This window comes from Streptomyces sp. NPDC087310 (genome assembly GCF_044744405.1).
Lineage (GTDB): Bacteria > Actinomycetota > Actinomycetes > Streptomycetales > Streptomycetaceae > Streptomyces.
Window position 1 is genome coordinate 649,871 of sequence record NZ_JBIUYF010000004.1, and the last position, 23,427, is coordinate 673,297.

Annotated in this window: 19 protein-coding genes; 9 read left to right on the forward strand and 10 right to left on the reverse strand. The window is 71.5% G+C overall.

Annotation, left to right across the window (positions count from 1 at the left end; all coding sequences use genetic code 11):
- Positions 1-28 precede the first annotated feature (28 nt).
- Together ACIO3P_RS18130 and ACIO3P_RS18135 are read left to right on the forward strand one after the other, a co-directional pair.
- Entirely contained in the window at positions 29-991 is a 963-nt protein-coding gene (locus ACIO3P_RS18130) for a prepilin peptidase (RefSeq protein WP_401851500.1), read from the forward strand.
- Between the two features lie 86 nt (positions 992-1,077).
- On the forward strand, positions 1,078-1,944 hold the full coding sequence (locus ACIO3P_RS18135) for a class I SAM-dependent methyltransferase (RefSeq protein WP_401851498.1): 867 nt from the start codon (positions 1,078-1,080) through the stop codon (positions 1,942-1,944).
- Between the two features lie 530 nt (positions 1,945-2,474).
- On the opposite strand, the gene mgrA is transcribed toward ACIO3P_RS18135, so the two are convergent.
- Complete coding sequence (gene mgrA, locus ACIO3P_RS18140) at positions 2,475-3,512, reverse strand: L-glyceraldehyde 3-phosphate reductase (protein ID WP_329829027.1); 1,038 nt, start codon at positions 3,510-3,512, stop codon at positions 2,475-2,477.
- A gap of 149 nt (positions 3,513-3,661) precedes the next feature.
- On the opposite strand from mgrA, the gene ACIO3P_RS18145 reads away from it, so the two are divergent.
- The 5 genes from ACIO3P_RS18145 (at position 3,662) to ACIO3P_RS18165 (ending at position 9,796) form a co-directional block, all read left to right on the forward strand.
- On the forward strand, positions 3,662-4,423 hold the full coding sequence (locus ACIO3P_RS18145; protein WP_329829673.1) for an isoprenyl transferase: 762 nt from the start codon (positions 3,662-3,664) through the stop codon (positions 4,421-4,423).
- 415 nt (positions 4,424-4,838) lie between these two features.
- Positions 4,839-6,164: a PhoH family protein gene (locus tag ACIO3P_RS18150; RefSeq protein ID WP_329829028.1), complete on the forward strand. Its 1,326-nt coding sequence runs from the start codon at positions 4,839-4,841 to the stop codon at positions 6,162-6,164.
- A 369-nt stretch (positions 6,165-6,533) separates the two neighbouring features.
- Complete coding sequence (locus tag ACIO3P_RS18155; protein ID WP_329829674.1) at positions 6,534-7,277, forward strand: transglycosylase SLT domain-containing protein; 744 nt, start codon at positions 6,534-6,536, stop codon at positions 7,275-7,277.
- Positions 7,278-7,451: 174 nt separating this feature from the next.
- Positions 7,452-8,951: an AI-2E family transporter gene (locus ACIO3P_RS18160; protein ID WP_401851495.1), complete on the forward strand. Its 1,500-nt coding sequence runs from the start codon at positions 7,452-7,454 to the stop codon at positions 8,949-8,951.
- On the forward strand, positions 8,948-9,796 hold the full coding sequence (locus ACIO3P_RS18165; RefSeq protein ID WP_401851493.1) for a hypothetical protein: 849 nt from the start codon (positions 8,948-8,950) through the stop codon (positions 9,794-9,796). The genes ACIO3P_RS18160 and ACIO3P_RS18165 overlap by 4 nt, the downstream gene beginning before the upstream one ends.
- Positions 9,797-9,884: 88 nt before the next feature.
- Here ACIO3P_RS18165 and ACIO3P_RS18170 read toward each other — a convergent pair whose 3' ends face one another.
- Both ACIO3P_RS18170 and ACIO3P_RS18175 read right to left on the reverse strand, forming a co-directional pair.
- Positions 9,885-10,430: an alkyl hydroperoxide reductase gene (locus ACIO3P_RS18170; RefSeq protein WP_329829032.1), complete on the reverse strand. Its 546-nt coding sequence runs from the start codon at positions 10,428-10,430 to the stop codon at positions 9,885-9,887.
- 6 nt (positions 10,431-10,436) lie between these two features.
- Positions 10,437-10,991 (reverse strand): peroxiredoxin, encoded by a 555-nt coding sequence (locus ACIO3P_RS18175; RefSeq protein WP_329829033.1) that lies wholly within the window; start codon positions 10,989-10,991, stop codon positions 10,437-10,439.
- A 133-nt stretch (positions 10,992-11,124) separates the two neighbouring features.
- Between ACIO3P_RS18175 and ACIO3P_RS18180 the strand changes: the two genes are divergently transcribed.
- Entirely contained in the window at positions 11,125-12,162 is a 1,038-nt protein-coding gene (locus ACIO3P_RS18180; RefSeq protein ID WP_401851491.1) for a LysR substrate-binding domain-containing protein, read from the forward strand.
- A gap of 19 nt (positions 12,163-12,181) precedes the next feature.
- On the opposite strand, the gene ACIO3P_RS18185 is transcribed toward ACIO3P_RS18180, so the two are convergent.
- The 5 genes from ACIO3P_RS18185 to ACIO3P_RS18205 all read right to left on the reverse strand — a co-directional run bounded on the left by ACIO3P_RS18185 (position 12,182) and on the right by ACIO3P_RS18205 (position 17,240).
- Positions 12,182-14,599 carry an FtsX-like permease family protein gene (locus ACIO3P_RS18185; RefSeq protein WP_401851489.1) on the reverse strand — a complete coding sequence of 806 codons (2,418 nt, stop codon included), beginning with the start codon at positions 14,597-14,599 and terminating at the stop codon, positions 12,182-12,184.
- The gene (locus tag ACIO3P_RS18190) at positions 14,596-15,312 is read right to left on the reverse strand and encodes an ABC transporter ATP-binding protein (RefSeq protein WP_401851486.1); all 717 of its coding nucleotides are present in this window, start codon (positions 15,310-15,312) and stop codon (positions 14,596-14,598) included. The genes ACIO3P_RS18185 and ACIO3P_RS18190 overlap by 4 nt, the downstream gene beginning before the upstream one ends.
- Positions 15,309-15,833 (reverse strand): PadR family transcriptional regulator, encoded by a 525-nt coding sequence (locus ACIO3P_RS18195; protein WP_329829037.1) that lies wholly within the window; start codon positions 15,831-15,833, stop codon positions 15,309-15,311. The genes ACIO3P_RS18190 and ACIO3P_RS18195 overlap by 4 nt, the downstream gene beginning before the upstream one ends.
- 160 nt (positions 15,834-15,993) lie before the next feature.
- Positions 15,994-16,275: a hypothetical protein gene (locus ACIO3P_RS18200; protein ID WP_329829038.1), complete on the reverse strand. Its 282-nt coding sequence runs from the start codon at positions 16,273-16,275 to the stop codon at positions 15,994-15,996.
- Positions 16,272-17,240 (reverse strand): SPFH domain-containing protein, encoded by a 969-nt coding sequence (locus ACIO3P_RS18205; RefSeq protein ID WP_329829039.1) that lies wholly within the window; start codon positions 17,238-17,240, stop codon positions 16,272-16,274. Before ACIO3P_RS18205 ends, ACIO3P_RS18200 begins: the two co-directional genes overlap by 4 nt.
- Before the next feature lie 271 nt (positions 17,241-17,511).
- On the opposite strand from ACIO3P_RS18205, the gene ACIO3P_RS18210 reads away from it, so the two are divergent.
- A complete protein-coding gene (locus tag ACIO3P_RS18210; protein WP_401851483.1) occupies positions 17,512-19,746 on the forward strand; it encodes a transglycosylase domain-containing protein in 2,235 nt (744 codons plus the stop codon).
- Between the two features lie 111 nt (positions 19,747-19,857).
- Here the strand turns inward: ACIO3P_RS18210 and ACIO3P_RS18215 are convergent, their stop codons facing one another.
- Together ACIO3P_RS18215 and ACIO3P_RS18220 are read right to left on the reverse strand one after the other, a co-directional pair.
- On the reverse strand, positions 19,858-21,321 hold the full coding sequence (locus tag ACIO3P_RS18215; protein WP_329829042.1) for a catalase: 1,464 nt from the start codon (positions 21,319-21,321) through the stop codon (positions 19,858-19,860).
- Between the two features lie 224 nt (positions 21,322-21,545).
- On the reverse strand, positions 21,546-23,420 hold the full coding sequence (locus tag ACIO3P_RS18220; protein ID WP_329829043.1) for an ATP-binding SpoIIE family protein phosphatase: 1,875 nt from the start codon (positions 23,418-23,420) through the stop codon (positions 21,546-21,548).
- Positions 23,421-23,427: the final 7 nt, after the last annotated feature.

The window sequence follows — 23,427 nt, forward strand, 5'->3', positions numbered from 1 at the left end:
GCCCGGCGGTGGACCTAGGGTCGGTGACGTGTACGCCACGCTGATCGTCCTCGCCGCTCTCTGGGGCGCCGCCACGGGAGTGCTGCTGCCGCGCGCGGCGTACCGGTTCTCCGTCGAGCCGGGCGACCCGTGGCGCGACCGCTGCCAGGACGGACACCCGATCACCGGGCCCGCCGGCGGCTGGCTCGGCACGGCGAGATGCCCGAGCTGCGAGGCCGCCGGCACCGGAGGTTCCAGGGGTTCCGGGGAGACGGGTCCCACTAGTACGAGCGGTGTCCCGGCCGGGGACGCCGGGGCGGTCGCGGCATCCGGACCATCGGGATCATCCGGAGCCGTTGACGCGTCGGCCGCCCCCACCTCCGAAACCGCCCCCACCCCCGAAACCGCCCCCACCCCCGACCACTCCGGCGCGCCCGACGCCTCGCTCGTCCGCTACGCGCCCTCCCTCCTCGTCCCCGTCCTCGGCGCCCTCGCCTGCGCCGCCCTCGCCGCCGCCACCGGGCCCCGCCCCGAGCTGGCCGTCTGGCTGCTGCTCGCGCCCTTCGCCCTGCTGCTCGCCCTGGTCGACCGCAACGTCCACCGCCTCCCCGACCAGCTCACGCTGCCGCTGGCCCTCGCCGCCGCCGTACTCCTCGGACTGGCCGCACTCGTCCCCGGAGGCGGGGACGGCGGCGACGGCAGCCGCTCCTGGACGACCGCGCTGCTCGGCGGGCTGGTCCTCGGGGGCTGTTACTTCGTGCTGTTCCTGATCAACCCGAACGGCATGGGCTTCGGCGACGTCAAGCTCGCCCTCTCCCTCGGCGTCGTCCTCGGCTGGTACGGCTGGCCGGTGCTCTTCGTGGGCGCCTGCGCCGGGTTCCTGCTCGGGGCGCTGTACGGGGTCGGGCTGATGCTGCTGCGCCGGGCGGGCCGCAAGTCGGTGATCCCGTTCGGCCCGTTCATGATCGTCGGCGCGCTCCTCGGCCTCCTCCTCGGCGCCCTCTCCGTCTGATCCCTCTCGATTCCGTCAGGCCCGGCGTCCGCGACCGTACGAAAAACGTTCGCGCCGCGGCTCCCCGCCCTGCCAGCATCGCCCCCATGCCCCCCTTCGAAGAGCTGATCGCCGAAGCCGCGGCCGTGTCCGTCGACGGCTGGGACTTCTCCTGGCTCGACGGCCGGGCCACCGAGGAACGCCCGCCCTGGGGGTACGCGCGCTCCATGGCCGCCCGGATGGCACACGCCTCCGCCGCCCTGGACATCCAGACCGGCGGCGGCGAGGTGCTCGCCTCCGTATCCGAGCTGCCGCCGCTCACCGTCGCCACCGAGTCCTGGCCGCCGAACCTCGCCCGCGCCGGCGCGCTGCTGCGCCCGCGCGGGGTCACCGTCCTGGCGGACCCCGACCAGCCCCCACTGCCCTTCGCCGAAGCCTCCTTCGATCTGGTCGTCAGCCGCCATCCGGTCCGCGTGTGGTGGGACGAGATCGCGCGGGTCCTGCGGCCCGGCGGCCGGTACTTCTCGCAGGAGGTCGGTCAGGCCAGCGTCTTCGAACTCGTCGAGTACTTCCTGGGGCCGCGGCCGCCCGAGGCACGGTCCGCGCGCGACCCCCGGCGGGCCGTGGCCGCCGCTGAGGCGGCCGGTCTCGATGTCGTGGATCTGCGGACGGCGTCCCTGCGCACCGAGTTCCACGACATCGGCGCCGTCGTCTACTTCCTGCGCAAGGTCGTCTGGATGGTGCCCGGCTTCACCGTCGAGGCGTACGCCGACCGGCTGGCGGAGCTGCACCGCCTGATCGAGGCCGAGGGGCCCTTCGTGGCGACGACGAGCCGCTTCCTGATCGAGGCGGTCCGCCCCGGGCGCTCCGCCGCGTCCGCGGGGCCCGTCCGGAGGAGCGCCGGCGTTCCGGAGAGCGCCCCGGGACCAGGGAGCGCCTCGCGTCAAGGCGGAGCCCCCGGAAATCGCTCCTGAGAGGGACGACACGACATGGCGACTACTCGCCATTTTCGTCGGCCGTCGCTGGAAAAGCCTGGTGGCGGGCGCCTCACCCCACGGGCCGCCGCTTTCGGAGCGTCATCTTGCTGCACGAGGGGCCCCACGATCCCTCACGAAGGGTTATGGTGGAAACCCCCCCTCGGGCCGGTCCGTATCCCCCCCACGGACCGGCCCGTTTTCTGTCCCGGTCCGGTCACCGGACCGGGACAGGAGACCCCACCGGGCCCCGGTTCCGTTTCCGCCCTCGTCCCGCCCCCGCCCCAGCGCCGTCCGGCGCTGGTCCAGTCCAGGTCCGGTCCAGGTCCGGTCAGGTCCGGACCAGGTTCGGGCCGGATCCCGATCAGGCCCGGAACCCTCGCCCCGGCTCCGCCTCCGGTCCCGTACCGTCCGCTCCGGCTCCCGTACGGGCTCCCCGCCGACCGTTCGTCGGCCCGGCGCCCGCCCGGCGCGTGGACCGCGCGCGAGCCGGGCGCTCACAGCGTGTCAGCCCCGGGCGTCACGGAATGTCAGCTTCGGCCGGCCCAGATGTTCGTGCCCGCCGTGTCCACGGCGAAGCCGTCGATCTCCTTCAGCTCCTCCGCCGACAGCTCCGGCGCGGCGAGCGCCGCGACGTTCTCCTCCAACTGCCGCACGCTGGACGCGCCGATCAGCGCCGAGGTCATCCTCGGGTCACGCAGCACCCACGTCAGCGCGAGCTGCGCCAGCGACTGGCCCCTGCGCCGCGCGATCTCGTCCAGCCCGCGCAGCCGCCGTACCACCTCGTCCGAGAGCAGATCCGGGTTGAGGGACTTGCCCTGGGTGGCCCGGGACCCCTCCGGAATGCCCTTCAGGTACTTGTCCGTCAGCAGCCCCTGGGCGAGCGGTACGAACGAGATGCATCCCATCCCCGCCGTCTCCAGCGTGTCCAGCAGCCCGTCCTCCTCCGTCCAGCGGTTGATCATCGAGTACGAGGGCTGGTGGATGAGGGCGGGCACCCCCATCTCCCTCAGCAGCCGCGCCGCCTCGGCCGTCTGCTCCGAGGTGTACGACGAGACCCCGACGTACAGCGCCTTCCCCTGCCGTACGGCCGAGGCCAGCGCCCCCATCGTCTCCTCAAGAGGAGTGTTCGCGTCGAAGCGGTGGGAGTAGAAGATGTCGACGTGGTCCAGGCCCGTCCGCTTCAGGGAGGCGTCCAGCGACGACAGCAGGTACTTACGGGAACCCCATTCCCCGTAAGGGCCCGGATGCATCAGATATCCGGCCTTGGTCGAAATGACGAGTTCATCCCGGTAGGCCGAGAAATCCTGCGCGAAGATCTTGCCGAAATTCAGCTCGGCGGATCCCGGCGGCGGCCCGTAGTTGTTCGCCAGGTCGAAGTGTGTGACACCGAGATCGAAGGCGCGGCGCAGGATCGCGCGCTGCGAATCGAGCGTCCGGTCGTCACCGAAGTTGTGCCAGAGACCGAGCGAGATCGCGGGCAGTTTCAGGCCGCTGCGCCCGCTGCGGCGGTACTCCATGGAGTCGTACCGGTCGTCGGCCGCGAGATAAGAGGGGGAATTGGTCATGCTTCCCTCCTTATCACGGACTTGTGACAGACCGGGTTGGGTCACCGCCCCGGGTCCGCAGTAATGTGACGGCTTCGGGGTCCCCGGGCCGGCCCCAGGATCCCGCCAGCGGACGCGCCGGTCCCCACGGAATCGAGAGGGTGGACTCAGTGAACGTGCGCGACCTGGTGTATCGGCTCTACGCGCGCCGGGTGGAAGGCCGCCTCGACCACGCCCAGGTGCCGAAGCACATCGGCGTCATCCTGGACGGCAACCGTCGCTGGGCGAAGGCTTCCGGCGGCACGGCCGAGCAGGGCCACAAGGCCGGCGCCAGCAAGATCCAGGAACTGCTCGGCTGGTGCTCCGAGACCAAGGTCGAGGTCGTCACGCTGTGGATGCTCTCCACGGACAACCTCGACCGTCCTCAGAAGCAGTTGGCCCCGCTCGTCGCCATCATCGAGAACGCGGTCCGGGACCTGGCGGCCGACGGCCGCTGGCGGGTGCACCACGTCGGCACGCTCGACCTGCTGCCCGCCCAGACGCAGACCGTTCTCAAGGAGGCCGAGCAGGCCACCGCCGGCAACGAGGGAATACTCGTCAATGTCGCCGTGGGCTACGGCGGCCGGCAGGAGATCGCCGACGCGGTCAGCTCCCTGCTGATGGACCACGCGAGCAAGGGCACCTCCTTCGAGGAGCTCGCCGAGATCGTCGACGTCGACCTGATCTCCTCCCACCTCTACACGCGCGGTCAGCCCGATCCCGACCTGGTCATCCGCACCAGTGGGGAACAGCGTCTCTCCGGCTTCATGCTCTGGCAGAGCGCCCATTCGGAGTACTACTTCTGCGAGGTCTTCTGGCCCGCGTTCCGCAAGGTCGACTTCCTGCGCGCCCTGCGTGACTACGCGGCCCGTCACCGCCGCTACGGAACCTGACCTTCCCCGTACCCCACAAGGCATCCGCAGGCCGCGGCACCTGTTTCGGCCAGGTGTCCGCCCCCGCCCGCGCGCGCCCCGTCCGGCCTCCGTTCCCCCTCCGCGGGCCGCGGGCCCAGGGCACTTCACCCACGGTTCACCCACCGTCCGCCGTATGCCGTGGCATGGCGGCGCGTGTTCGAGGGAATACCTCCCCCAGGTCGATGTCCGAAAAGACAGGTCCGTGGACATCGCATCTCAGCGGACGGCATGGGGCCGTCCGCCCGGGAGGCCCTTTGCACCAGGACGACCGTGCGCCACGTCGTACGGGCGACATGGAGGGCCGGAGCTCGGCCCGCGCATGGGGCCCGAGCCCGGCCCACCCGCCCGCGACGCCGTCGCAACCCCGACCTCATCCGAGGGGGTACGTCCTTCCGTGGTGACCAGCACAAAGCGCCGCATGCCCGACAGGCGCACCTACGTTCTCGACACCAGCGTCCTGCTGGCCGATCCGAATGCCATGTCCCGCTTCGAGGAGCACGAAGTAGTGCTCCCCATCGTGGTGATCACGGAACTGGAGGCCAAGAGGCACCATCCGGAACTCGGCTACTTCGCCCGGCAGGCGCTGCGCCTGCTGGACGACTTCCGTATCCGGTTCGGCCGTCTCGACGCCCCCATTCCGCTGGGCGATCTGGGCGGCACGCTGCGCGTCGAGCTCAACCACTCAGATCCCGGCATCCTGCCCGCCGGCTTCCGATTGGGGGACAACGACTCACGGATCCTCGCGGTGGCGCGCAACCTCCAGGCCGAGGGGTACGACGTCACGGTCGTCTCCAAGGACCTGCCGCTGCGCATCAAGGCGTCGTCGGTCGGTCTCCTCGCCGAGGAGTACCGCGCCGAGCTCGCCATCACCGACGCCTCCGGCTGGACGGGGATGAGCGAACTGACGCTCGCCGCCGACCAGGTGGACCTGCTCTTCACCGAGGAGACCCTCTATGTGCCCGAGGTGAGCGATCTGCCGGTCCACACCGGCCTGGTGCTCCAGTCCGAGCGCGGCAAGGCGCTCGGGCGTATCACCTCCGACGGCAATGTCCGGCTCGTACGCGGCGACCGCGAGGCTTTCGGGCTGCACGGCCGCAGCGCCGAGCAGCGCATCGCCCTCGACCTCCTTCTCGACCCGGAGATCGGCATCGTCTCGATGGGCGGCCGGGCGGGCACGGGCAAGTCGGCGCTGGCGCTCTGCGCGGGCCTGGAGGCGGTGCTGGAGCGCAGACAGCATCAGAAGGTGATGGTCTTCCGGCCGTTGTACGCGGTCGGCGGTCAGGAGCTGGGCTATCTGCCCGGTTCCGAGGCCGAGAAGATGAGCCCCTGGGCGCAGGCGGTCTTCGACACGCTCTCCGCGGTCGCCGGCCGGGACGTGATCGAGGAGGTGCTGGGGCGCGGCATGCTGGAGGTGCTGCCGCTCACGCACATCCGCGGCCGTTCCCTGCACGACGCGTTCGTCATCGTCGACGAGGCCCAGTCCCTCGAACGGAACGTTCTGCTGACCGTTCTGTCCAGGATCGGGGCCAATTCCCGTGTGGTGCTCACCCATGACGTCGCGCAGCGCGACAATCTGCGGGTGGGCCGGTACGACGGAATCGTCGCCGTCGTCGAGAAGCTGAAGGGCCATCCGCTCTTCGCGCATGTCACGCTCACCCGCTCCGAGCGCTCGCAGATCGCCGCGCTCGTGACCGAAATGCTGGAGGACGGCCAGATCTGACCTCGTATCACCACACTTGGCGCCGCCCGGAGAAGCCGAAGAGCTTAGCCGGGCGGCGCTGTGCCGTGCCGGTATTTCCTTGAAACTGCTGGGGCAAACGGCGTGTGAGCTTTCCCACGCAACGAAGAATTGCCTCCCGGCGTTACCTTCCGGCAGAGTCTTGCTTCCGTCAGGCCCCGCATGCGGCACACACGCACCATCAGGGTGCGGTACCACACAACTCCAAAGCTGCCGCCGCATGCCGCCCGCGCACCACGCGGCACTCCCCGCAAGGGGGTTGTCCACCGGGCCCGTGTCTCCCGTGACCCACGTTGTACGGAGACCAGTGCCAGGGGCACGATCGCGTCCGCGAGGTCACGTATGCGGGCGATGCTGGAAGGACACCGTGTGAGCCGGATCTCGGTCCGGGGATTTGCCGTGGCTTCTGCCACCGCGGTCACCACCGTCGGCGCTGTGGTGGGTGTTGCCTCGGGCGACCCCCAGACCTCGGGCGACAATTTTGAGGCGACCGCGGCGGACATGACGCTCCTCGCAGAAATCCCCGCGGGCCAGCAGGCCCAGGTGCAGACCGCTTCGCTGACGCAGCAGGCGGACGCCCAGGCCGCCGCCGCCGACACCACGGCTCGGAAGTCCGCCGAGGAGTCGGCCCGTATCCAGGCCGCGAAGGACGCCGAAGCGAAGAAGCAGGCGGCCGACGACAAGGTCGAGGCGGAGAAGAAGGCCGCCGAGGAAAAGAAGAAGAAGGAGGCAGAGGAGCGCGCGAGCCGCAGCGAGACGCGTTCCACTTCCACTTCCGGCTCCTTCCCCCAGCAGAGCTCGTACTCGGTGTCGGAGGTCCAGGCGATCGCCCGGTCCATCGTCCCCGCGGACCAGTTCCAGTGCTTCAGCAACATCGTGAACCACGAGTCGACCTGGAACTACAAGGCGCAGAACCCGTCCTCCGGGGCGTACGGCCTTGTCCAGGCGCTCCCGGGGTCCAAGATGTCGTCGGCGGGTGCCGACTGGCAGACCAACCCGGCCACCCAGATCAAGTGGGGCCTCGGCTACATGAACGACCGGTACGACAGCCCGTGCGGCGCCTGGTCGTTCTGGCAGGCCAACAACTGGTACTAGGGCCTTTTACGAGAGACCTTGGACCACCCACGAGCCCTTCGCGGTGCTCGCGGCGCTCAACCTCGGGAAGCCCCCCACCGTCCTACGGTGGGGGGCTTCTCCCCTGTACGGTTCTAGTCGAGCAGGCTCCGGGGAGTGGGCGTGGAGAGCAAGACGGGGGGAAGTGGAAGCTTCATGTCAAGACTGCCAGTGTGGCTCGGTCAGGTGGGTGCGGAGCTGACCCGTATGGGAGAGCGCCTCGACCAGCGACAGGCCGAGGCCGACGCCGACGAACGAGCCGCGACCGGAGACGTACGGGCCGCGACCGGAGACGTACGGGACAGCGCCCCGCCGCCCCCGGTGCCGGCGCCCGCCGCTCCCGCTGCCGACCAGGTCCCGGCGCGCGTCGTGGTGGCCGCCCCCGAACCCCACCCCGCCACCGCCATCCCCTGGGGGATGCGCGTCGCGGGTGAGGCGGCCTGGCGGCTGCTGGTCCTCGGTGGACTCCTCTGGGTGCTGATGCGCGTCATCAGCTCCCTGCAACTCGTCGTGATGGCCTTCGTCATCGCCCTGCTGATCACCGCGCTGCTCCAGCCGACCGTCGCCTGGCTCAGGGGGCGCGGAGTGCCCCACGGGCTGGCCACCGCGCTCACCGCGATCTCCGGCTTCGTGCTGATGGGGCTGGTCGGCTGGTTCGTGGTGTGGCAGGTCATGGAGAACATCGACGACCTCTCCAACCGGGTCACGGACGGCATCAACGAGCTGAAGCGCTGGCTGCTCGACAGCCCGTTCCATGTGACCGAGGACCAGATCAACGGCATCGCGAAGACGCTGAGCGACGCCGTCGGCGCCAACACCGAGGCGATCACCTCCGCCGGTCTCCAGGGCGTGACCGTGATCGTCGAGCTGCTGACCGGCGTGTTCCTCGCCATCTTCTCCACGCTCTTCCTGCTGTACGACGGCCGCAAGATCTGGCACTGGTCGCTCAAGCTCGTCCCCGCCCAGGCCCGCGAGGGTGTCGCCGGCGCCGGACCGCGCGCCTGGAACACCCTCACCGCGTATGTGCGCGGCACGGTCCTGGTGGCGCTGATCGACGCGATCTTCATCGGTCTGGGGCTCTACTTCCTCAACGTGCCGCTCGCCGTGCCGCTCGCGGTCATCATCTTCCTGGGCGCGTTCATCCCGCTGGTCGGCGCGGTCATCTCGGGCGCGCTCGCCGTGGTCGTGGCGCTGGTCACGCAGGACGTGTTCACCGCGCTGATGGTGCTGCTCGTCGTCCTCGGCGTGCAGCAGATCGAGGGCCATGTGCTCCAGCCCTTCATCCTGGGCCGGGCCGTACGGGTGCACGCCCTGGCCGTCGTCCTCGCGGTCGCCGTCGGCGGTCTGGTGGCGGGCATCGGCGGGGCGGTGGTGGCGGTGCCGCTGGTGGCGGTCACCAACACGGTCGTCGGCTATCTCCGCGCGTACAGCCAGGAGCAGGAGCTGAGGAACACGCCTCCGCCGCACGGCGCGACGGCCCACACCCTCGCGCCGACTCCGGCCCCGACCGCCGCTCCGACCGCCACACCGGCCGCGGCCCCGGCCCCGGCCTCGGACGATGCCCGGACCCCGGAGCCCTCCGACGCGCCGGCCCCGGCCGCCCCGCGTCCCTCGGCCACGCCCGCCGTGGCGGAGGCGGGGGACGGCCCCGGATGATCTCCGAGCCGGAGCTGGCGGGGGAGGACGGCGACGGCGCTGACGGAATGGGAGCCGCGCGGCACCGTACGGCTCCCGAGGACGGCCGGGCCGTCGAGGCACTGGCCGCCGAGACGCTGGCCGGTGAGGGGCTGCCCGGTCCGGGCGCCCTCCGGGGCCGCCCGCCGTGGGCCTGGGCGCTCGGCGGCGCGCTCGCCGCCTCCGTACTCTGGGCGGGCGGGCTCTACGCGTACGACCTGAAGGGACCGGACCTGCGGGGGTACGAGGCGACGGGCGACCTCTGCGAGGCGGCCGAACTGCCCGCGCTGACGGCGGTCCTCGGCCCGAAGAAGGCCCCGCGCCCGGGCGGGGACCGGCACGAGGCGGTCGACCGGGCCGTCTGCCAGGTCGAACTGGAACGGCCGCGCCGGTCCGGCGGCGGCGAAGGCATCGGCGGCGGCGAAGGCATCGGCGGAGAGGGCGTCGGGAGCGGCGAGGCCGGATCCGCCCGGTCGTACGCCGACATCGCCATCGAGTACACCCTGCACAAGAAGGCCGACCCGGCGCCCGAGTTCGACGCGCTGGCGGTGCGGCTCTCCCCCGACGGCAAGAAGCGGGGGGAGGCGAGGCCCGTTCCCGGCCTGGGCGACCGGGCGTTCCTGGTGACGTCCGAACTGGGTGGCGTGCCGGAGCTGCGGGTCCTGGACGGGGCCGCCGAACTCTCCTTCGTGATCTACGCGGTGAGCGACTCCGTGGCCGCCCCCCGGACCGGTGAGATGCAGGAAGCGGAGCCGCTGGACCTCTCCGGCATCGAGCCCGATCTGATCGAGGACATGAGGGCCCTGATGGCCGCGCTCAAGAAGTGACGGGCGGCCCGGCCGGCCCGGGAAACGGCTTCGCCCCGCCGGGCCCGTGAAGGCCCGGCGGGGCGATGTGCGTGACAGCCGTACGCGGTTACGCGGTGACGGTCTCCGCGAGGACCGCCTCGGCGTCCAGCGTCGTACCGACCGCCTGGATCACCGCGGCGATCTTGAAGGCTTCCTGGACCGTCTCGCGGTCCACGCCCGCCGTACGGAGCACCTGCTCGTGCGAGTCGAGGCACTGGCCGCAGCCGTTGACGGCGGAGACGGCGAGCGACCACAGCTCGAAGTCGTCCTTCTCCACGCCCGGCTTGCCGATGACGTTCATCCGCAGACCGGCGCGGAGCGTCCCGTACTCCGGGTCCGACAGCAGGTGCCGGGTCCGGTAGAAGACGTTGTTCATCGCCATGATCGCGGCGGCCGACTTGGCGGCGGTGTACGCCTCGGGGCTCAGGTTCTCCCTGGCCTCCGGCTCCAGTTCGCGGAGCACGCGCGGGGAGCGCGAGGCGATCGCGCAGGCCAGCACCGTGCCCCAGAGCCGCTGCTGCGGCAGCTCGCTGTTGCCGATGACCGAACCGAGGTTCAGCTTCAGGTCCTTGGCGTACTCCGGCAGGGCCGACTTCAGCTCATCGAGTGACATCCGCGATCACTCGCCCGACAGGAGCTTGACGGGGTCGAGCGTGGTCTCGCCCTTGGTCCAGTTGCACGGGCACAGCTCGTCGGTCTGGAGCGCGTCCAGGACCCGCAGGACCTCCTTGGGGTTACGGCCCACGGAACCGGCGGTCACCATCGTGAACTGGATCTCGTTGTTGGGGTCCACGATGAAGACGGCGCGCTGCGCGAAGCCGTCCTCGCCCTCGATGCCCAGGTCGCGCATGAGCTCGTGCTTGGAGTCCGCGAGCATCGGGAAGGGCAGGTCGGTCAGGTCCGGGTGGTCCTTGCGCCAGGCGTGGTGCACGAACTCGGAGTCGCCGGAGAAGCCGAGGATCTGGGCGTCGCGGTCGGCGAACTCGTCGTTCAGCCGGCCGAAGGCCGCGATCTCCGTCGGGCACACGAAGGTGAAGTCCTTGGGCCACGCGAAGACGACGCGCCACTTGCCTTCGTACGTCTTGTTGTCGATCGTCGCGAACTCCTTGCCGCTCTCCAGCGAGACGCAGGCGGTCAGTTCGAACGAGGGGAACTTGTCACCAACAGTGAGCACGCGCTCTCCTTGCAAGGGAGGAAAGTACCTTTTGAGGCTTTCCAGGGGGTTGGGCTTGTGACTGATGGTGGCACATTCGGTATTGATCACAGAAATAGCTAGACTCGGTCGCCGTGATCGGAGGTACCTATCAGTGGCCGTCGTACCAACTCCCCAGCGGGGGAAACAGCCCAGCCTGTCCCAGTTGCGCGCCTTCGCGGCCGTCGCCGAGCATCTCCACTTCCGCGACGCGGCGGCGGCCATCGGGATGAGCCAGCCCGCGCTCTCCGGCGCGCTCTCGGCGCTGGAGGACGTCCTCGGCGTCCAGCTCGTGGAGCGTACGACCCGTAAGGTACTGCTCTCCCCGGCGGGCGAACGGCTCGCGGACCGCGCCGCCGCCGTCCTGCGCGAGGTGGGCGCGCTGCTGGACGAGGCCGAGGCCGTACGGGCCCCCTTCACCGGGATACTGCGGCTCGGGGTGATCCCCACCGTGGCGCCGTACCTGCTGCCGACGGTGCTGCGGCTGGTGCACGGCAGCTATCCGGAACTGGATCTCCAGGTGCACGAGGAACAGACCGCCTCCCTGCTCGACGGACTGACCACGGGCCGGCTGGACCTGCTGCTGCTCGCGGTACCGCTCGGCCAGCCCACCGTCACCGAACTGCCGCTCTTCGACGAGGACTTCGTCCTGGTCACCCCGGACGGTCACCCCCTGGCCGGCCGCCACGACCTGCCCCGTCAGGCGCTGCGCGAACTGCCGCTGCTGCTCCTGGACGAGGGCCACTGCCTGCGCGACCAGGCCCTGGACATCTGCCGCGAGGCGGGCCGCACGGACGGCATCCCGGCGACGACCACCGCGGCGGGCCTCTCCACCCTGGTCCAACTCGTCGCGGGCGGCCTGGGGGTGACGCTGCTGCCCCGTACGGCCGTACAGGTCGAGACCGGCCGCGGCGGCCGGCTCGCCACGGCCCGCTTCGAGGCCCCGGCCCCCTCGCGCCGTATCGCCCTGGCCATGCGCGCGGGCGCGGCCCGCGGCGAGGAGTTCGCGGCGTTCGCGGACGCGCTCCGGGCGGCGCTGCGGGACCTTCCCGTACGGGTGGCCGCGCCCCGGCCCGTACGGGAGCAGCGGCAGGACGCCCTACGGGACGCCCTACGGGACCCCGTGCCGGGGCAGCGGCGGGGGCCCGGCTGAGGGGGCGGCCACCGGGCCGTCACTCCACGCGCAGCCCCTCCGGCCGCACCATGCGCCACAGCACGGGCAGCGTGGCCACCGTCACCAGGAGGATCATGCCCGCGCCCGCGCCGGCCAAGGGCAGACAGGCCCACCAGCCGGTGTACGGCTTGTCCATCAGGTCCAGCATGACGACGCCCAGGACCAGCCCGCCGGCCGTCGCCAGGGCCGTGCCGATCACCACCGGTACGGCGGTCTGCCAGAGCACCGACCAGGCGAGGGTGGAGCGCCGGGTGCCGAAGGCGGCCAGGGCCGACAGGAGGCTTCTGCGCTCCCGCAGTTGCTCGATCTGCGCGACCAGCATGCTCAGGGCGATCACCGCCATCGTGGCCGTACCGGCGACCAGCAGGGCCGTCCGCACGCTGGCGTACGCCTTGTCCCGCTCCACCACATCGGCGCTCGACACCCGCAGGGACGGCTCCACCCGGGCGACGGCGTCCCGTACCCGCTCCTCGGCGGCGGGGCTCCGGTCGGTCATCCGGAGTACGGCGCGGGTCCGTGAGCCGGTCAGCAGGCGCGGGTCGACCGCGGCCGGGGTGGCGAGGATGCCCGTCTCCCGGGTGCCGCGGAGGCCCGGCAGCGCCTGGACCGTACGGGCCGACGCGGGCAGGGTCCACAGCAGCGGCTTCGAACCGTCGTCCTCGGAGCCGGTGTTGAGGGCGACCGGCCTGCCGGGGCGGGCCGTCTCGTCGGCCCAGTCGTTCTGCTCCGCGTTCCCGGGGATGTGGGCGACGAAGGTGTCCCCGTCGCGGCAGGACGGCAGCGCCGCGAGCCCGCGCAGGGCGGCGCAGGGGGCGACCGTCAGGGAGCTGGTGGGCTGGATCGCACCCCGCGCCACGGGTCCCGGCCTGACCACGTACTCCTCGGTGACGGCGAGGACCGTCCCGACCTCCGGCAGAGCCTCCAGGCGGTCGGTCAGCCGGGCCGCCAGCGCCGGATCGCCGTACGGCGCTTCGACGTCCAGGTTCGAGCGGGTCGCGTTGTCGCGGGTGGGGCCGCGGAAGTCCTGGTGGACGCCCGCGAACAGCATCTGGAGGGCGACGGCGCCCGCGACCGCCACGGTGATCCCGCTCACCGCGCGCGTCGCAGCGCCGCTGTTGAGCTGGAGCCGGCGCACGGCGAGCTGCCAGGACACGGGGCCACCGCGCAGCCGGGCCACCACGGCGTCGACCAGCCAGGGCAGCAGCGCGGTCAGCCCGACGAGCAGCAGGACCGCGCCGGCCGCGATCGGATACGGGTCCAGGTACGGGTCGGCGTCCCCCCGGCGGCGCCCGCCGTCCCCGGCCCGGCCCGTCCGGATCAGGACGGCGAGGCCCGCGGCCGGGAAGAGCAGCCGCCACCAGAGCCGGCGGGCACGGGGTCCGGTGTCCCGTACGACGTCCAGCGGCTCGATGGTGACCGCGCGCAGCGCGACGAGCGTCACGGCGACCGCCAGCGCCGGTACGGCCACCACGATCAGCGCGGCGACCCCGGGGACGGGCACGAGGTCGGCGGGGAACGCGCTGAGGTTCCACACCTGGATCCCGCCCGCGAACGGCCGTACCGCGAGGAAGAGCGCAACCCCGGTCAGCAGCCCGAGGACCGCGCCGAACAGGGCCTCCCCGGCGGCGATCCGCCGGGTCGTCCTGATGTCGGCGCCCACCAGCCGCAGCGCGGCGAGCCTGCGGTCCCTGCGCTCGCCGCCGAAGCGCACGGCGGTGGCCATGAAGACGGTCACCGGCACCAGCAGCACGACACAGATGAGGGTGATCAGCGCCACCAGCACCCCGTCCGGGGTGACGGGGGCGGAGGAGAAGCCGTAACCGGCCGTCCTGGTGCCGCCCCTGGCCGGGGTGAGGGTGTCGCTGCCCGCGTAGAAGGCGAGCTCGGACGGGTCGCTCAGACCGCGGTCGCCGATCGTGCCGGCGATCCGGTGGCCGAGGCGCTCCAGCAGCCGCGACCCGTCGGGCGAGCCGAGCAGCTCCCGCAGGGCGGGGGAGACCACCATCTCGCCGGGGCGCGGCAGTTCGGCGACGCCGGGTGGTACCGGCGGGCGGGCGCCGTCGGGGCGGAGCAGTTCGCCGCGGACGGTGTCGCCGCGGTACTCGGTGGAGACGTCGAGGTGGACGAGCGTCGTGTCCGCGCGCGGGACCGGGGAGCGGGCCGTCACATCGGCGGTGGTGCGCGCGTCCGCGCGCTCGGCCCGTGCGTCGATCACATGCGGCACGGACGCGGCGAAGAACAGCAGGGCGACCCCGAGGCCGACCCCCAGGGCGGTCAGAGCCGTACGGGTCCAGCCCTCGCGCCCGCCCGCCGCGGCGAACCGTACGCCCAGCGCCAGATCGCGCGCCCGGAGGGCGAGGTGGCCCGGGGGCGCGGGCGGCGGGGCCGGGAAAGCCGGTGGGCGCCGGACGGTCATGCGACGCGGCCCGCCCCGTGCGCGAAGGCGCATTCCGGGTCGTGCGCCCTGCCGTCGCGTACGACGACCTCGCGGTCCGAGTACGCGGCCACCCGCGCCTCGTGCGTCACCAGGACGACGGCCGCGCCGGTGGACCTGGCCGCCTCGCTCAGCAGCTCCATCACCCGCTCGCCGTTGAGGGAGTCCAGCGCCCCGGTCGGCTCGTCCGCGAAGATCACGCGCGGCGAGGTGACCAGGGAGCGGGCGACAGCGACACGCTGGCCCTGCCCGCCGGAGACCTCACCGGGCCGCTTGGCCGCCACGTCGGCGACCTCCAGCCGCTCCAGCCACTCCAGCGCGGCGCGCTCCGCAGCCTTGCGCCGGGCCCCGGCCAGCCGCAGCGGCAGCGCCACGTTCTCCACGCAGGTCAGCTCCGGTACGAGCCGGCCGAACTGGAACACGAAGCCGAACTCGGTACGGCGCAGGGCGGAGCGCTCGGCGTCCGTCATGCCGGTCAGGTCGCGGCCCCGGTAGGTGACCGTGCCCGCGTCGGGGAGGACGATCCCGGAGAGGCAGTGCAGCAGGGTCGACTTGCCGGAGCCCGACGGGCCCATGACGGCGACGACCTCGCCGGGGTGGATGGAGAACGCCGCGCCGTCGAGGGCGGGGGTCGATCCGTACGCCTTGCTCAGCTCGTGGGCGACGAGCAGGGAGCCCGCGGGGGCGGCCGTCACGGCCTGACCTCCGTGGCGAGCCGGTCCAGCCGCGCCGCCACCAGTTCGAGCCAGCGCAGATCGGCTTCGAGATGGAAGAGCGCGTGGTCGCAGATGAGCTGGTCGGCGAAGTCACCGCCGCGCTTGCGGGCGGTCAGCTCGCGCATCGTCCGCAGGTGTTCGGCGCGCTGGGTGTCGAGCAGGCTCTGCGCGCTGCGGCCGGTGAGCAGCGCGATGACGACCTTCGTGTAGAGGGTCGACTGGAGGTACGGCTGCGGGCTCTCCGGCTGGGCGAGCCACTGGGCGACGTCGGTGACCCCGGCGTCGGTGATCGCGTACCGCTTGCGCTCGGGGCCACCGCCGCTCTCGACGCCGTCCACGACGACGAGCCCGTTCTTCAGCAGCCGGGACATGGTCGAGTAGACCTGCCCGTAGTGGAGGGGACGGTCCTGGCCGAACTGGTCGTCGAAGGCCCGCTTGAGGTCGTAGCCGTGGCGCGGCCCCGATTCCAGGAGCCCGAGGAGGGTGTGGCCGATTGACATGGAGCGCACTCTACATCGCGTGTATAGAGGGGTTCCCGGCGATCGGTACGGCCCTGCCCGGACTCCCGGACGGTGTTCCGCGAGAGCCCTCAGCGGCTCCCCGGGGCCCTGTGGGCTTCCCTCAGGAGCCCTACGGCCCCTGAGGAAAACCCGTGACGGCCTACTCGCTGTCCCGCGGCTCCTGCCGGGCCTTGGGGGGCCGGCCCCGGCGCGGGATCGGGGCCGCGTTGCCCGGGAGCCGGCCCGCCTCGCCCAGGGCGCGGCGGAGCAGGAACTCGATCTGCGCGTTGGCGCTGCGCAGCTCGTCGGAGGCCCAGCGCGCCAGCGCGTCGTACACCGTCGGGTCCAGCCGCAGCAGTACCTGCTTGCGCTCCGGCCTGCTGCTCGGGCCCGGCTTGCGGGCCTGCTCGGATCCGCGCTCGGGGCGCTCGGGTTCGGTCACTGGTAGAGCGTGCCCGTGTTCACGACCGGCTGCGCGGCGCGGTCCCCGCAGAGCACGACGAGCAGATTGCTCACCATGGCCGCCTTGCGCTCCGAGTCCAGCTCGACGATGTCCTGTTCGGTGAGCCGGGTCAGGGCCGCCTCGACCATGCCGACCGCGCCGTCCACGATCAGCCGGCGGGCCGCGACGACGGCGCCCGCCTGCTGGCGCTGGAGCATCGCCGAGGCGATCTCGGGCGCGTACGCGAGGTGCGTGAAGCGGGACTCGATGATCTGGACCCCGGCCGCCTCGACCCGGGCGTGCAGTTCGACGGCGAGCTTCTCGGTGATCTCCTCGGCGTTGCCGCGCAGCGAGAGCCCGGCCTCCTCGTGGGCGTCGTACGGGTACTCGATGGCGATGTGCCGTACGGCCGCCTCGGTCTGCGTGGAGACGAACTCCAGGAAGTTGTCCACCTCGAAGGTCGCCCGCGCGGTGTCCTCGACCTTCCAGACCACGACCGCCGCCAGCTCGATCGGGTTGCCGTAGGCGTCGTTGACCTTGAGGACGGCCGTCTCGTGGTTCCGTACCCGCGTCGAGATCCCGGTGCGCGAGGTCAGCGGGTTCACCCAGCGCAGTCCGTCCGTACGGATCGTGCCGCGGTACCGGCCGAAGAGCTGGACGACCCGGGCCTCGCCCGGCGCGACCATGTTCAGCCCGCCCATCGCGAAGAGCGCGCCGGTCACGACCAGGGCGCCGGCGATGATCAGTATCGCCTTCGTCCCGCCTGAGCCGGCCGCGGCGCCCGCGACGATCAGGACCGTGCCGACGACGACGCCGAGCAGTCCGAGGAGGAGCGCGAGCCCGCCGCCGATGCTGTGCGCCGCGAATTCTCTGACCTGTGGGTCGGGAATCCTCGGAGCGCCGTCGACCGCGTCCGCGGTGTCCCGCCCGCCGGGTGTGCCGGTACTTGTGCTGGTGGAGGCCATATTCGTTCCCCGTTTCCGATCTGCCCCGCCGGGAGGCGGTGGATAGCATTGTGATTACACATTATCGCGTCCGGCAACCCTTTGGCACCCTGAGGAGTCGGTTCCATTGGGGTAGGTGCTGATTGTCACGCCCCAAAAGACCGGATCAGTTGGCCTTTGTCACAGGCGCCGGTGTTAGCTTTCTGAGCTGATTCCGGCGGGGGAGAGCCGCGAACGAGTCCGAACGGACGACCCGACGGGTGACCTGACACGAGAGCGGAGCGACACGGCGATGGGCCGAGCGGACGAGAGAAGAGCCCGGCAGCAGGACGCGCGCCGGACGGGCCGGAAGGGCGGCATACGCCGGTTCTTCACCCTGCGGAAACTCCTCGGAACCTTCTTCGTCCTCTGCCTGCTCGGCATGGGCGGGCTGTTCGTGCTCTACCTGGTGGTCCCGGTGCCGAGCGCCAACGCGCAGGCCGAGATGCAGAGCAACGTCTACAAGTACAGCGACGGCACGATCCTCGCCCGTACCGGACAGGTCAACCGCGAGATCGTCGGCCTGGAGAAGATCCCCAAGCAGGTCCAGCACACCTTCGTCGCCGCCGAGAACAAGTCCTTCTACAAGGACAACGGCATCGACCTGAAGGGCACGGCCCGCGGCGTCATCAACACCCTGTCCGGCAAGGGCAGGCAGGGCGGCTCGACCATCACCCAGCAGTACGTCAAGAACTACTACCTGAACCAGGACCAGACGGTCACCCGCAAGCTCAAGGAGCTGGTGATCTCCCTGAAGGTGGACCGGCAGAAGAAGAAGGACGAGATCCTCGCCGGCTACATCAACACGAGCTACTACGGTCGGGGCGCGTACGGCATCCAGGCCGCGGCCCAGGCGTACTACGGCGTCGACGCGTCGAAGCTGGGCGTCGCGCAGGGCGCGTACCTCGCTTCGCTGCTCCAGGCCCCCAACCAGTACAACTGGTCCGAGGCCACCGCCAACGGCAAGAAGCTCGTCACCGAGCGGTGGAACTACGTGCTCGACAACATGGTCGGACAGCACTGGCTGGACGCCTCCGAGCGCTCCGGGCTGACGTTCCCCGTACCGCGGGAGCCCAAGGCGGCCCCGGGCATGGAGGGCCAGACCGGCTATCTCGTCGAGGCGGCGCAGGACGAACTGGCGCGTCAGGGCGTCGACAAGGCGGACATCGCCCGCGGCGGCTGGACGATCACCCTCAACATCGACAGGAAGCGGCAGCAGTCCCTGGTCAAGGCGGTCGACAGGGAGCTGGAGTCCAAGATCGACCGTAAGAAGAACACCACGGACGCGACGGTCCAGGCCGGCGCGACCTCCGTCGACCCGAAGACCGGGCGCGTGGTGGCCCTCTACGGCGGAACGGGCGCCACCGAACACTGGATATCCAACGCCACCCGCTCCGACTACCAGCCGGCCTCGACGTTCAAGCCCCTCGTGCTCACCTCCGCCCTGGAGAACGGCGCGGAGACCCAGGACGGCCGGAGGATCGACACCGGCACCATCTACGACGGCACCAGCAAGCGGCCGGTCGTGGGCAGCGACACCCCGTTCGCCCCCGAGAACGAGGACGACGAGGACTACGGGGACGTCACCGTCCAGACCGCGATGAACCAGTCCATCAACTCCGTCTTCGCGCAGATGGTCGTGGACGTCGATCCCGCCGCCGTCAAGAAGACCGCCCTGGCGATGGGCATGCGGGACAAGGGCTTCCCGGAGCGGCCCGCGATCACCCTCGGCACGATGAACGCCTCCACCTGGGACATGGCCGGGGTGTACGCGACGCTCGACAACCACGGCAAGAAGATCACGCCGTCGATCGTGAAGTCCGCCGAGCACAAGGACCGTACGGTCGAACTCGCCGACCCGGTCGGCACTCAGGTCGTCGAACGCGAGACCGCCGACACCGTCACCCACGTCCTCCAGGGCGTCGTCGACAACGGCTCGGGACGCGCCGCCGACACCACGGACTACGACGCGGCGGGCAAGACCGGCACCTCGGAGAACAACAAGTCCGCGTGGTTCGCCGGATACACGCCTCAGCTCACCACGGTCGTCGCCCTGTTCGGCGAGTCCCCCAAGGAGGGCGGCGGCCAGGTCACCCTGACCGGCACCGCCAACTCCGGCCGGGCCAACGGCGGTGGTTTCCCCGCCAGGATCTGGGCGGACTACACGCGCGGCGCGCTGGGCGGCGGCTCCGACGCCCAGTTCGACCTGGACGTCACACCGCCCGTCAAGCCGACCCCGACCGTCGAGCCGTCCACCCCGACGCCGACCCCCACCCCGACCCCGACGCCCTCGGAGTCCGAGACCACCTCGCCGGAGCCCGAGCCGTCCGACACGACGACCGGGCCCGAGAGCCCGGAACCGTCGATCACGCTGCCCACGGCCCCCGAGCCCAGCGACGACGTGACCCCGACCGACGGGGGCGGGGAGAGCGACGGTTTCCCCGGCGACGGCCCGACCAACTCCAGACGGCCGCTGTTCGGTCAGTAGGAGCGGGTGAACGGAAGTGGGGCGGACACCGGGAGGTGCCCGCCCCACTTCCGTTCCGCTCGTCCGTTCCGCTCGTCCGTTCCGCTCGTCCGTTCCGTTCTTCCGCTCGGCTCAGCCGCCGTTCGTCTTCTTGGCGATCCGGTCGCCGATCTCCTTGTCGATGTTCCGCCAGTACTGGATCGCCCGGTCCAGCACCGGCCGGGTCACCCCCTGCGCGAGATGGCCGCTTACGTTCCCCACCAGCCGCTCACGCTGCGCGTCGTCGAACACCTGGCGCACCATGGTGCCCGCCTGGCCCCAGTCGTCGTCCTCGGCGTGCAGCTTGTACGCCTCGCGCACCATCTCGCCCGCCGAGGCCCACCCGGCCGGGTCCCCGAACCGCGCCACGTCGGCCGCCGGGCCGCCGTACGAGTTCGGCGCGTACGGCATCGCCGCGCTGGACGCCTCGTACCGCATCGGACCGTCCTTGGCGTACGAGTTCACCTGCGAGCGCGCCCGGTTGGGCGGGAGCTGGGTGTAGTTCGGGCCGATCCGGTAGCGGTGCGTGTCCGGGTACGAGAAGAGCCGTCCGAGCAGCATCTTGTCGGGGGACGGGCCGATGCCGGGCACCAGGTTCGACGGCTCGAACGCGGCCTGCTCGATGTGGACGAAGAAGTTGTCCGGGTTCTTGTTCAGGGTCATCCGGCCGACGTCGATCAGCGGGTAGTCGCCGTGCGGCCACACCTTGGTCAGGTCGAACGGGTTGAACCGGTAGGTGGCCGCGTCCTCGAACGGCATCACCTGGACCTTCAGGCTCCAGGTCGGCGCGTTCCCGGACTCGATCGACTCGTACAGGTCCCTGCGGTGGTGGTCGCCGTCCGAGCCGGCCATCGCGTCGGCCTCGGCCTGCGGGAGGTAGTCGGCGCCCTGGTCGGTCTTGAAGTGGTACTTCACCCAGAACCGCTCGCCCGCCTCGTTCACCCACATGTAGGTGTGCGAGCTGTATCCGTTCATGTGCCGGAACGACTTCGGGATGCCCCGGTCGCCCATCAGCCACGTCACCTGGTGCGCGGACTCGGGCGAGAGGGTCCAGAAGTCCCACTGCATGTCGTTGTTGCGCAGCCCGGTCGCCGGATGGCGTTTCTGCGAGCGGATGAAGTCCTGGAACTTGATCGGGTCACGGACGAAGAAGACCGGCGTGTTGTTGCCGACCATGTCGTAATTGCCGTGCTCCGTGTAGAACTTCAGCGCGAAGCCGCGCGGGTCGCGCCAGGTGTCGGGCGAACCCAGCTCACCGGCGACGGTGGAGAAGCGGGCCAGCATGTCCGTACGCCGGCCGGGCTGGAAGAGATCGGCCTTGGTGAACTGGCTGACGTCGTTCGTCACTTCGAAGAAGCCGTACGCGCCCGCGCCCTTGGCGTGCACCACCCGCTCGGGGACCCGCTCCCGGTTGAACTGGGCCATCTTCTCGATGAGGTAGTGATCCTGGAGCAGGATGGGACCGTCGGGGCTGATGGTGAGCGAGTGCTCGTCGCTCTCCACCGGAATACCGACGTTGTTGGTCGTGTACGGCGTCTTGGGGGATGAGGCGGCCACGAGATGTCCTCCCGTCGGGGGTCGGGGAGCCGAGGCCCGGGGGACCGGGGGGAGATCCCGGATACGTCCGGACCGGGGCAGCGGTCACTACTGGCCGCGTGCCCCAGCTAACCCCGACGACACCTTGTCGGCAACATATGCGCGCCCGCCCCTGGCGGGGCCGCGCTCAGGTGCCGGCCCGGCCGGTCCGCCCGGTCCGGCACCCGCCGGACCGGACCCGGGGTTCAGACCCGCGTCGGGATCTCGAACCAGACCACCTTGCCGGTCGAGAGCCGGGTGGCTCCCCACCGCCGGGCCAGCCGGTTGACCAGGAACAGTCCCCGGCCGCCCTCGTCCGTGTCCCGTGCGCGCCGCTGCCGCGGGAGCTGCGGCGAATCGTCGCCCACCTCGCAGCGCAGCACGTCCGTACGGAGCAGCCGCAGCGTCACCGGGCGCTCCGCGTACCGCACCGCGTTCGTGACGACCTCGCTGATCAGCAACTCGACCGCGTCACTCAGCTCCTCCAGGTCCCAGCGGGCCAGCGCCCGCCGGGCCAGCCGCCTGGCCCGCCCCGGAGCCGCGTCCTCCGGTTCCAGGAACCAGTACGCCACGTCGCTCGGCGCGATCCCGTCGAACCGGGCGGCGAGCAGCGCGATGTCGTCGTCGCGGTCGCCCGGGCCCAGCACGTCGAGCACGTCGTCGCAGAGCGCCTCCAGCGGCGGCGAGTGATCGGGCCCGGTGAGCTGCGCCGTGGCCGCCAGCCGCTCCCTGAGCTGCTCGATCCCGGTCCACACGTCACGCAGCCGCGACTCGACCAGACCGTCGGTGTAGAGCAGCAGGGTCGCCCCGGCCGGCGCGTCCAGCTCGACGGCCTCGAAGTCCACGCCGCCGACCCCGATCGGCGCCCCGGGCGGCACCCGCAGCACCTCAGCCCGGCCGCCGAGATGCAGCAGTATGGGCGGCGGATGGCCTGCGTTGGCGATGGTGATCCGGTGCGCGACCGGGTCGTACACCGCGTAGAGGCAGGTCGCCATCCGGTCCGTGCCGAGCCGCTGCGCCTGCTCGTCGAGGTGGTGCAGCACCTCCTGCGGCGGCAGGTCGAGACCGGCCAGGGTCTGTGCCGTCGTCCTGAGCTGGCCCATGATCGCGGCGGAGGTCATGGAGTGGCCCATGACGTCGCCCACGACCAGCGCGACCCGGCTGCCGGGCAGCGGGATCGCGTCGTACCAGTCGCCGCCGACCCGGGCGGTCTCGGCGGCCGGCAGATAGCGCGAGGCGAGCCGCACGCCGGTCGGCTGGGGCAGGTTCTCCGGCAGCATCGTGCGCTGGAGCTCGTCCGCGATGTACGCCTCGCGGCCGTACAGCACCGCCTTGTCGATGCCCAGCGCCGTGTGCGTGGCGAGCTGCGCCGCGACCAGCAGATCGTTCGGCTCGAAGGCCGCGCGGTCGGGACGGCGCAGGAAGACGGCCGCGCCGATGACCCGCCGCCGGCCGCGCAGCGGCGCGAGGATCGCGCGGTGCCCGGTCGGCACGATGCGGTCGGCGCCGAGCAGCTCCGGCAGCGCGGCGCGGGCCGCCGCCGAGTCGCCGAAGACCGGACGGACCCCGCGCAGCACCTCGGAGAGCGCGCCGCCGGAGAAGACCTCGCAGAGTTCGGCGGCCGGCATCGCGTCGGACTGCGGGTCGAGGATCGGCAGCCGCAGGCCCTCGGTGATCTGCGGCGGCAGCGCGCCGCTCGTGGGGTTCTCCGGATCCTCCTCGGTCAGCCGCAGCCGGTCCGTACGCCGCAGCCGCAGCACGAACGGCGACACGGGACGCTCGTCGCCGACGGGCAGAGGATCACGCAGATAGACGAGTATGGCGTCCGAGAAGGTGGGTACGGTCGCCCGGCACAGGCCCAGCACGATCTCGTCCAGGTCTATGCCGCGGGCGATCCGCCGGGTGGCGGCCCCCACGAAACGCAGCCGGTCGCCCTCGCGCCTGGCCGTACCGGCGGGATCCGGGGCGGGCCCCGCGGGCTGCGGCACGGAGACGGCGGACTCCTGCCGCGGTCGCGTGCGTTCCTGCTGCCGGGCAACCAGGGGCTGCCGGCCTTCGTGGGAGGGGGGATGCTCCGTCACGCGTGGG